This window comes from Streptomyces sp. NPDC086549 (assembly GCF_044746205.1).
In the GTDB taxonomy this organism is placed as follows: Bacteria; Actinomycetota; Actinomycetes; order Streptomycetales; family Streptomycetaceae; genus Streptomyces.
On record NZ_JBIVBS010000014.1, the window covers coordinates 206,921 to 216,824 of the forward strand.

The window sequence follows — 9,904 nt, forward strand, 5'->3', positions numbered from 1 at the left end:
GCGCCCTGCCGACCGCCCGGCCCGGAGCGCGGCAGGTGGTGCGCGTGGGTTCGAGCACCCGACGGGGGAGGCCGGGACCACGCACTCGGTGCATATGCGCCGACGTGCGCGGTCACCTTGGCCCCCGTCATCGGGCAATGGGATCAACTGCTGGGGACGGTGTCCTCGAACGTGGTGCCCGCGCTGCGGTACGCCGTCACCTTGGCGGCTACCTGGGCCGGCGTGAGGACCTGGTCCTTGACGTGCAGGACGTAGTCGACCTGCTCGTCGTACGCCCGTGCGGTGGTGCTGGTCTGGCCTACGAGGTCGATCAGCCACTGGTTGAAGTTGATCGACATCGGCCGCTCCGGCAGGTACGCGGCGTCATGGGTGCCGAAGAGCTGTCCGTCGATGTAGTACTTGATGGTGCTGTTGTCGATGGTCAGCACCAGGTCGTGCCAGCCGTTGTAGCTCTGACGGCCTTCGGTGTGCTGGTTGACCGCCACCCACGGGTCGGCCTGGTAGGTCTCCCAGGACGTCGTGTAGAGGATGTTGGCCGGCTCGCCCCAGCCGCCGTTGGGCAGGTACTCGAAGTCGTACTCGGAGTAGTCGTCCGCCATCGGTGCGGTGAGGTCGTTGATGGTGAAGAACGTCTGGACGAGGTGGTCGCCGTCCGGGCCGTACTTGGGCGCGTCGCTGAACTTGACCCGGGCCGCGTAGGTGCCGTTCTTGAACTTGCGCGCGTTGGTGACGATCTCGGTCTGCTTGGTGCTCTCGCCGGTGCCCGCGGTCGAGGTCTCCAGGTTCATGACGGAGTTGCCGCTGGTGGTGGCGAAGGTGACTTTGTCGGGCGCCCAGGTGGCGCCGGACACGCCGGGGCCACCGGAGGTGGAGCGCACGCTCCAGCCGTGCGCCGAGACCTTCGGGTCGTTGTAGGCGCTGTAGTTGAAGTCGTCGAACAGCGTGGCGCCGCCTGCCGGAGGATCGGTCGGCGGGTCGGTGGGCGGGTTCGTCGGGTCGTTGCCCGCGGGGGCCTGGCCCCACACGGTGGTGCCGGCCAGCTGCGCTGTGACCTTGGACCAGTCGCCGTACGACGTCTGGGAGGCGCCGAAGGAGTAGTCGTCGCTCTGGTTCAGCGGCGCCCACGTCGACTGGTAGAAGCGCAGTTGCATGTCGCCGGTGTCGGCGCCCGGGGCGAGCGAGCCGGCACCGGAGTTGAAGCCGATCTCAAGGTAGCGGTCGGCCGTGGCGGTCGGGTTGGCGAGCGTACCGAAGGTGCCCGTGACGTTGGCGCAGCCCTTGACGGCCCAGGAACAGGCGAAGCGGTAGGTCGCGCTCGCCGAGTCGGCCTTGAAGTAGTAGCGGATCTTGACGTTCGCCAGTTGTACGGTCGTGCCGCCGGTGTTCTTCACCTTGAACCAGGGTTCGGCCTGGTCGGCGCTGGCTCCGGTGGCGCTCGTGCGGTATTGGACGCTCAGCCCGTCGGTGGCCGCGCTCGCGGTGGCCGGGAGTGCGGTGAGCGCGGCGGCGCCCATGGCCACTGCGACGGCGGTGGATGCGGTGGCGCGCAGCCGCTTCTTCGCGAACCTCATCGTTGTTCCTCTCCAGAAAGGTGGGGGTGATTCCCGGAACGGGACAGGGACAGGGGTGGTGTCAGGGGTGGCGCTGGACACCGAGCGCGTCGAGCCGGGCCGTGTGCTCGCCGAGGCGGGAACGGAAGTCGGCCCAGTCGGTCGCGTCGCTCCAGCCGCGGTCGGCGAGGGCGCACAGCCGCGGGTAGGTGAGGTATTCGATGTGGGCGGACGTCGTGACGAACTCGGTCCACAGCTGGGTCTGTGTGCCCAGCACCCGTCCGGCCGCCTGGGCGTCCGCATCCTCGGGTACGGGGTTGTGGGCGTGGACGGCGCGCAGATCGACGACGGTTCCGGGCTGGGCCGGTGGCTCGTGCCGGTCGTCGGACTGGGCGTAGTCGAGGTAGGTGGCCCGGTGGTACGCGCTGACGACGGGGTGGCCGCGGCGGGCCGCCGTCAGGGTGTGGGACGGGTCGCGCCAGGTCATCACGGTGAAGTCGAGGGGCAGTTCGGTGCCGGTCTCGGCCCAGCCGACCGGGCGGCGTCCGCGCCGGACGAGGAAGTCGCCGATCTGTCCGAGGAACCAGCCGTGCAGGGCCTCGGGGTTCGGCAGGCCCTCCGCCGCCGCTCGTTCGCGTGCGGCGGCGCTGTGCGTCCACTCGGTGGTGGGGCACTCCTCGCCGCCGACGTGGATGTAAGGGGAGGGGAAGACGTCCATGACCTCGTCGAGGACGGTGCGGCAGAAGTCGAGGACCTCGTCGTGGACACCGAGGACGGTGTCGCACACGCCCCAGCGCGTCCAGACGTCGAGGGTGCGCTCCGGGTGGTTGCCCAGTCGGGGGTAGGCGGCGAGGACGGCGCGTACATGGCCGGGCATCTCGATCTCCGGCATGACGGTGACGCCGCGAGCGGCCGCGTACCGGACCAGGCCGACGAGTTCGGCCCGTGTGTACGCCCCACCGTGCGGGATGCCGTCGTACGTGTCGCTGCCGGCCGGGCCCTGCTGTGACTCGGCGCGGTGGCCGCCGATCTCGGTGAGCTTGGGAAAGGCGGCGACCGGCATGCGCCAGCCCTGGTCGTCGGTGAGATGCAGGTGGAACACGCTGATCTTGTGCAAGGCCAGCACGTCGACGTAACGGCGCAGATAGGAGACGGGCTGGAAGTGGCGTGCCACGTCCAGCATCGCGCCGCGCCAGGGGTGACGCGGGATGTCGGTGATCTCGGCGCACGGCAGCAGCCACCGCGTATCGGGCTGCGGGGTCTCCGACAGGGCCTGAGGGGGGAGGAGCTGACGGATCGTCTGGATGCCGCGTAGCAGGCCGGTGGGGTGCGCGGCGCGGAGCAGCACGGCGTGCGGGGCGATGGTGAGCCCGTACCCCTCTTCGCCGAGGCCGGCGAGTCCGGGGTCGAGCGTCAGGGCGAACTGTCCGTCCGGGGACGGCCGCAGGGACAGTCCGGTGGCGGGGGCGAGCAGGGTGCGCAGCAGTTCAGCGGCCGGTTCGGCGCCTGCGCCGATGTGCAGCGCGGTGTCGGCGTCGAGCGTGAAGTGTCCTGGCCGGAGTGCGGCCTTGGTGGGGCGGGGGATGAGGGTGAGTCCAGATCGCTGTGCGGGCATGGATCGTCTCCGGAACGGGGTCGCGTGGGGATCGAGTGTGAGGTCAGCCCTTGACCGCGCCGGCCGCGAAGCCGGAGGTGACGTGGCGCTGGAGCAGCAGGAAGACCACGAGTGCCGGTGCGGCGAAGAGGGTCGAGGCGGCCATGGTGGCGCCCCAGTCGGTGCCGAAGACGTTCTGGAACGAGGACAGCCACACCGGCAGGGTGCGGTTGTCCTGCTGCTTGATGATCAGGAAGTTGGCGTACGTGAACTCGTTCCAGGCAGTGATGTAGCCGAACAGCGAGGTGGCCATCAGACCCGGTGCCAGCAGCGGGAACGCCACGTGCCGGAACGCGCCGAGCCGGGTGCAGCCGTCGACCTGGGCGGACTCCTCCAGCTCCGGGGGGATCGTGCCGATGAAGCCGCGCAGGACGATGATGGTGAAGGGCAGCGTCATCATGAAGTAGACGAGGGTCAGGGTCGGCAGCCGGTCGAGCATGTCGGTGTCCCGGGAGATGATGTAGACCGGGATGATCAGCGACTCCCAGGGCGCCATCTGGGCGATGAAGATCATGAGCATGAACTGGCGGCGCCCTTTCCACTTCATCCGGGCGACCGCGTAGGCGGCGCCGAGAGCGATGACGAGGGAGAGCAGGACGGCGCTCAGCGTGACGAGGATGCTGTTGCGCCAGAACAGGCCGAAGCCGTCGGCGCCGACGGCGGTGCGGAAGTGGTCGAGTGTCCAGGTCTCCGGGAGGAGGCGGGGGCTGTCGGACTGGATGTCGCGGGTCGGTGTGAACGCGGTGGCGACCATCCAGTAGACCGGGAACAGGCAGACCACGACCGTGACGGCGGCGGCGGCGTTCAGGGGCATGCGGCGGATGCGGGGCCGGGTCGTGCTCATGCGAGCTCGTCCTCCTGGCGGAACATCTGGCGGAAGTAGAAGACGAGCACGCCCGACATCAGCACGACGGTGACCATGGAGGCCGCCGATCCGAGGTCGTAGCGCTGGCTCGACAGGGCGGTCTGCACCGCGTACACGGGCAGGATCGTGGTCGCGTCGCCGGGCCTGCCGTTGGTCATCACCCAGATCTGGACGAACGCCTTGAAGGTCCAGATCACTTCGAGCGAGAACACGAGCAGGAAAATGGGCCGGACGATCGGGAGGGTGATGCAGCGGAATATCCGCGGCCCCGATGCTCCGTCGAGCCGCGCCGACTCGTACAGCTCGGTGGGGACGGTGGTGAGGGCCGAGTACAGGGTGATCGCCGCGAAGGGTACGGACTGCCACACGATGAGGGTGACCACGATGGCGAAGGCGGCCGGACCGTGTGCGAACCAGGGGTAGCGGTGGAAGGATTCGAACCCCAGGTCTGTCAGGGCCGCGTTGACGATGCCGAACTCCGAGTGGAACAGCCACTGGAAGACGGTGGTGCCGCGATGACGGGCATCGCCCAGGTCAGCACGAGCGCGCTGAGGACCGTGGTTCGGCCGAACCGGCCGAGCCGCTCGATCATGAGCGCGACCAGCGTGGACAGCGCCATGATCAGTACGACGTTGATCGACATGAAGAGGAAGGTGCGGCGCACGACCTCCCAGAAGCGGTCGTCGCTGAGCAGCGTCTCGTAGTTCTTGAATCCGACGAAACGCGCGTCGCCCACGATGAGTTGGCGTAGGCGGAAGTTCTGCAGCGATATCACTACGGCGCGGACCAGGGGGTACACGAGCAGGTAGAGCGTGCCGAGGACGGCGGGCGCGATCAGGACGTACGGCCAGATCGTGCGGCCGGCGGTCTTCGGCGGGCGGCGCGGTCCTGGGCCGTTGGAGCGCCGGGGTGGCCCGGTGCCGAGTGGGGGGCGGGGGGCGGTCTGCTCTCGGACGGCCGACACGGCACTCTTCCTTCCCGTGCGTTGACGTGACGGTTCAGGAGCCGGAGTTCATTGCTGTGGTGATGGCGTCGGATGCCGTGGTGGCTTCTTTCTGCGGGTCGCCTCCGGTGAGAACGGCGGTCATGTAGTCCTTGATCGGGTTCTTGGCCTCGACTGCGGCCCAGCCGGGTGTGTTGGGCGTGGCATGGCCTTCTGCGGCGCCGACCGCCATGGCCGCGGCGCCCGGGTCGGCGGCGACCGCGCCGGCCAGGGTGGTCTTGTTCGGGACGTAGCTCATGGCGAGGGCGAGCTTCTTCTGCCAGGTGTCGCCGGTGAGTTCCTTGATGAAGGCGTAGGCCGCGTCCTGCTTGGTGGAGGCCGTGGGGATGACGAGGTCGGAGCCGCCGGTGAAGACGGCGCCGGGTGTGCCGGCGGTCTTCCCCGGAATCGGGAAGAAGCCGAGCTTGCCCCTCAGCGCGGGGTTGTTCTGGATGACGACATTGGCGCCGCCGGGTGTCGAGACGACCTGGGCGACCTTCCCCTTGGCCATGACGTCCGCCTGCGGGGGGTTGGCCTCGTCGGAGTCCTTGGGACCCGTGCCGAGGGCCTGGAGTTTCTTGTAGAACTCCATACCGCGGATCGCCTCGGGGGTGTCCAGCGTGCCCTTCCACTTGCCGCCGGACTCGATGGCGAGGTCACCGCCCTCGTCCCAGATGAAGCCCGAGAGTGTGTACCAGTTCTGGCCGGGCAGATAGATGCCCTGTGTGCCACCGGTGTTGAGCTTCTCGGTGGCGGCGAGCCACTGGTCGCGGGTCTTGATGGCGGTCGCGTCGACGCCCGCCTTCTTGAAGAGGTCGGTGCGGTAGATGACGACGCGGTTGGCGGCGTAGTAGGGGATGCCGTACTGCTTGCCCTCGTAGGCGCCCGGCTCGGAGAGGCCCTTGAGCCAGTTCTTCCCGCCGAGTTCGTCGACCCTGACGCTGAGGTCGAGCAGCCCCCCGCTCTGCGCGAACTGGGCGACCTGGGTGTTGCCGGTCTCGATGACGTCCGGCGCGTCGTTGCTGGCGAGGGCCGCCGTGACCTTCTCGCCGATCCCGTCCCACTCCTGGATCTGCACCTTGACCTTGATGTCGGGGTGAGCAGTCTCGAAGCCCTTGACGAAGTCCTTCTGGAACTGGGCCGAGACGCTGTCGCGCATCAGCCAGACGTCGATGGTGGTGCTCCCGCCGGAACTGGCGTCGGAGGCATCGGAGGAGCTACTGCAGGCACTCAACCCGGCCGTCATCACGAGCACGGACACGCCGGCGAACAAGCGGAGCTTCACGGTTCACCTCTGGAGGACATGACCTGACCACCTGACCAGTGAAGTCCACTGGACAGCTCACCTCTTGATGTGAGGATGAAGGTGGCATAGACCAATCGATGGGTCAACCCCCTGTACTTCTAAGGGCTTTGGTGCGCAGACCAGTCAAGTTCTGGACGATCACCGCTCGGTGGCGGTTACACTTCCCTGACTCAGAGGGCAGTTGCCAGGCGACCAGTGGTCAACTGGCCAACTGGTTGACTGGGGATTCCGCGCATAAGGGAGTGCAACATGGAGGCCGACGCACCAGGTGCGGTACTCAAACGGGAGCTGGTCCGCGACTTCATCCTCGACCTCGTCGAGTCACACCGCCCGGGGGATGCGATCCCCTCCGAGCGCTCCCTGTGCGCCCGCCTGGGCGTGTCCCGCCCGACCCTGCGCGCGGCGGTCGACGAGCTCGTCGCCGCGGGTCTTCTGGTACGGGAACACGGTCGTGGCATGTTCGTGGCACCCGAGAAGATCACCCAGGAACTCGTTTCCGGTCAGCAGGCCATGACAGTGCCACAGGCCTCCGGGACCTGGTCGAGTCGCCTGCTGGAGTTCACCACCATCCCGGCAGGCGCGCGCGTGGGCCGCAAGTTGCGCATCTCACCCGCCGCCGAAATCGTGTACGTGGCACGGCTGCGCCTGGTCGACGGTGCCCCGATGGCCATCGAACATCTGCATATCAGGGCCGATCTGGTCCCCACCCTGTCCGCCCGGGAACTGGAAGCCGGCGACCTGTACGAGCACCTGCGCGAACAGCATGGCGTGCACGTCCAGGAGGCCGTACAGGCGATCGAGCCGACCGTCGTCACCCGAGCCGAGGCCGAGCTGCTCGACGTGCCCGAGTTGTCCCCGGCGCTGCTCTTCGAACGGCTTACCTCGGACGCCACGGGTCAGCCCGTCGAATACGTCCACTCGATCTACCGCGGCGACCGCTACCGCATCGTCTCCCGGCTCACCCTCGGCCCCTCGGCCACGGTGCCGCCGACCCGGCTTGGACACCACCCCGGCATCCCTCCGGGCGACTTCGCCCACCGCGACACCATCGCGTCCTCCACGCTCGGGGAGATCCAGTCGGCACCGTGAGCTACAGCTCTCCAGGACGGGCGTAGCGATAGAAGAACGGGCCGATCTGGCCGGCCAGCGCGCGCATGAGACCGGAACTGTCCTCCAGCTGTCGGCTTCCACCACGGTCGTGTCGATGCGCAGCTTGCGGCACCGCAGCAGCGTGTCCTCGACCAGCTTGTCGAGCAGAGCAACGTTGAGCTCTTCCACCGTCCGGGCCCCGCTGCGGCCCACTGGCTTGATCAGCGTGGTCGGGTGCGGCGCCGGACAGGCCAGCGGGATGCGGCAGAACCGGCGCCAGCTCAACGAGTCCGCGACCGCACGGCACAGGGTCTCGTCACCCAGCTGGTACCGGTGCTTGAGATACAGCAGGCGCAGCAGCGTCTCCACCGGCATCTACGGCCGCCCCAGCCGCTCGGCGAACACCGCCCGCCACGGGGCGATGAATCGTTCGTCGTCCGGGAACGCATCGACCCGGGCCGGCTCGGCGGGCAACTGCCGCGCGTGCTCCGGCAGCACCTCCCACCAGGCATCCTGCCCTCCCGCGACACACAGCACCGCCACCACCCCCAGCCGCTACGACACGCCTCCACTGTCGCGGCCAGTCACGGCCCTCACCAGCTCCCCCCAAAGGACAACCCAGCGCCATCCTCAGACTTCTTCAGGGGCAAGTTGCTGAGGCTGTAGTACAGGGTTGCCTGGAGTCCCGGTCCACGGCCCAGTGGATGAAAATCGCCGTCGGGCGACGCGTGTGCTTCGGCGCCCGACGGTGCTGGAGGGGATTCAGGACGGACAGTCAGAGCGAATGCAGAATGTCAGCGACTTTCGCCGCAGCGGTTTCCGCCGCGCCCTTGGCGTACGACGAATCCATCGCTTCGTACGTGATCCGGGCGTAACTCCGTGCCTCCGCCATGTTTTTGGAGCCGCCTTCCAGCATGGACAGCACGGCGGTGTGCGCGAACGACGAGTGCTGCTCGATGTCCAGCGCGGTGTCGGTGGACAGTTCCGGCTCCACTCCGGCGAAAACGCCCTGCCCGACCCGGAGCACCCAGATCGGCGCCTCGGCCGTGCCGTTCGGCGTGAAGTCGTACGTCTTCGTCGGCCCCGTCGGATTACCCATCGCCACCGTGCCGACCGTCACGGAGTCGGTCAGCAGACGCAGTGGAGACCTCGCACTGCCCGAGGAGGTCCTGTTGGTCCCGCTGACCCGGACCACCTCTGTGCCCAGCCGCTCGCCCTGCACGGTCAGCAGGATCCAGCCCGCGTCCTTCGCGTCGACCTGGGACCAGTTCCGGTCTTTGTCGATGGTGTACCGCTTCGAGCGGGACGCCGCTGACTGGTCGCCGCACGAGCCGACCAGGAAGAGCCCGACGACGTCATCGCCGTACTGCTCCTCCACGTGCCGCACGGCCGCGCCGGCGTGTGCGTGACGGTGACGACGATGTCTGCCGTCGCCACGCCGGCCGCCTCGGAGATGACCGACCGCATCGCGGTGATCGCCTCCTCGCTGATCGACGTCAGGTCCAGCACGACCAAGGCAACCCGGCGGGAGCCGCCGGCCGGCAGTCGGCCTGGTCTTCGCGCTGAGCGAGTACTTCGGGCTCGTCCACCACGCCTCGACGCTGGACATCGGGGTGCGCCTGGTCGCCCTCAACGGGTTCACCGTCGTGCTGGGTCCGCTGGTCGGCCGGCTGATGAACCGGACCTCTCCCGGGCTGGTGCTGGTCACCGGCCTGGTCGTCGGCGGCATCGGGGAGCTGTGCGTCAACCTGTTCCACGCCGACACCGGCACCGGCAAAGCCGCGCTGCTCATCGGGGTGCTGGGCATCGGCATCGCGCTGGCCATGGCACCGATCACCACAATAGCCATGGACAGCCTTCCGCACCGGCTGGCGGGCACGGCCGGCGCCGCCAACAGCGCCCTGCGCCAGATCGGCAGCGCGCTCGGCCCCGCCGTCTTCGGTGTCATCCTCACCAACCGCACCCTCGGCACCCTGCCCGGACACCTCGCCCATTCCGGTCTGGGCCCGGCCGACCAGGGCCAGGTCAACGGCATGGTCTCCCACGTGGGCATCCAGGCAGGTGCCTTCCTGCACCTGGGGACCTCGGAGGCCACCGGCCGGGCCCTGTCCGCCTACGGCGCCAGCTTCACCGACGCCCTGCACACCTGCGCCCTGGTCGGCGGCATCGGCATGCTGCTGGCCGCGCTGGTCGCCCTCGTCCTGATCGGAGTACGCGCCCGGCCGGCGCACGATGCCGACGCGGCGACCGCGGTGACGCACCCCGCCGGGACGGTCACCGGTGACGTGAGCTGACGGTCCGACGGGCCGCCACCGGTCAGTGGTCGTCCGGCGCCGCCCGTCATCGCCGCGGGGGGGGCCCCCGGGCCCGGGGGGGGCCCCGCGGGGGGGGGGGGGGCGCGGGCCGGGCGGCGGGGGGCCCCGCCGCCCCCGGCCCGGCGGGCCCGCCCCCGGGCGGC

General features: G+C 69.0%; 7 protein-coding genes and 2 pseudogenes. 2 read left to right on the forward strand and 7 right to left on the reverse strand.

Annotated features, from left to right (window positions below):
• Window positions 1-143: 143 nt before the first annotated feature.
• The 5 genes and pseudogenes from ACIPSA_RS36150 to ACIPSA_RS36170 all read right to left on the reverse strand — a co-directional run bounded on the left by ACIPSA_RS36150 (window position 144) and on the right by ACIPSA_RS36170 (window position 6,336).
• On the reverse strand, window positions 144-1,571 hold the full coding sequence (locus tag ACIPSA_RS36150; RefSeq protein WP_402642493.1) for a cellulose binding domain-containing protein: 1,428 nt from the start codon (window positions 1,569-1,571) through the stop codon (window positions 144-146).
• A gap of 61 nt (window positions 1,572-1,632) precedes the next feature.
• Entirely contained in the window at window positions 1,633-3,165 is a 1,533-nt protein-coding gene (locus ACIPSA_RS36155) for a beta-N-acetylhexosaminidase (protein WP_402642495.1), read from the reverse strand.
• 43 nt (window positions 3,166-3,208) lie between these two features.
• Entirely contained in the window at window positions 3,209-4,048 is an 840-nt protein-coding gene (locus ACIPSA_RS36160; protein WP_402642498.1) for a carbohydrate ABC transporter permease, read from the reverse strand.
• Window positions 4,045-5,033: pseudogene (locus ACIPSA_RS36165) on the reverse strand (carbohydrate ABC transporter permease). Before ACIPSA_RS36165 ends, ACIPSA_RS36160 begins: the two are co-directional and overlap by 4 nt.
• A gap of 34 nt (window positions 5,034-5,067) precedes the next feature.
• Window positions 5,068-6,336 (reverse strand): extracellular solute-binding protein, encoded by a 1,269-nt coding sequence (locus ACIPSA_RS36170; RefSeq protein WP_402642500.1) that lies wholly within the window; start codon window positions 6,334-6,336, stop codon window positions 5,068-5,070.
• Window positions 6,337-6,606: 270 nt separating this feature from the next.
• On the opposite strand from ACIPSA_RS36170, the gene ACIPSA_RS36175 reads away from it, so the two are divergent.
• On the forward strand, window positions 6,607-7,446 hold the full coding sequence (locus ACIPSA_RS36175) for a GntR family transcriptional regulator (protein ID WP_402642503.1): 840 nt from the start codon (window positions 6,607-6,609) through the stop codon (window positions 7,444-7,446).
• A 90-nt stretch (window positions 7,447-7,536) separates the two neighbouring features.
• On the opposite strand, the pseudogene ACIPSA_RS36180 reads toward ACIPSA_RS36175, so the two are convergent.
• Together ACIPSA_RS36180 and ACIPSA_RS36185 are read right to left on the reverse strand one after the other, a co-directional pair.
• Window positions 7,537-7,983: pseudogene (locus ACIPSA_RS36180) on the reverse strand (transposase); the annotation flags it as partial.
• Window positions 7,984-8,221: 238 nt separating this feature from the next.
• Complete coding sequence (locus tag ACIPSA_RS36185) at window positions 8,222-8,824, reverse strand: hypothetical protein (RefSeq protein ID WP_402642506.1); 603 nt, start codon at window positions 8,822-8,824, stop codon at window positions 8,222-8,224.
• A gap of 229 nt (window positions 8,825-9,053) precedes the next feature.
• Between ACIPSA_RS36185 and ACIPSA_RS36190 the strand changes: the two genes are divergently transcribed.
• Window positions 9,054-9,740, forward strand: a complete 687-nt coding sequence (locus ACIPSA_RS36190) for an MFS transporter (RefSeq protein ID WP_402642721.1) — start codon at window positions 9,054-9,056, stop codon at window positions 9,738-9,740.
• Window positions 9,741-9,904: the final 164 nt, after the last annotated feature.

Excerpts from the sequence above, each read along its gene's own strand:
- ACIPSA_RS36150 (WP_402642493.1), bottom strand. The coding sequence starts at position 1,571 with ATGAGGTTCGCGAAGAAGCGGCTGCGCGCCACCGCATCCACCGCCGTC.
- ACIPSA_RS36155 (WP_402642495.1), bottom strand. The coding sequence starts at position 3,165 with ATGCCCGCACAGCGATCTGGACTCACCCTCATCCCCCGCCCCACCAAG.
- ACIPSA_RS36160 (WP_402642498.1), bottom strand. The coding sequence starts at position 4,048 with ATGAGCACGACCCGGCCCCGCATCCGCCGCATGCCCCTGAACGCCGCC.
- ACIPSA_RS36175 (WP_402642503.1), top strand. The coding sequence starts at position 6,607 with ATGGAGGCCGACGCACCAGGTGCGGTACTCAAACGGGAGCTGGTCCGC.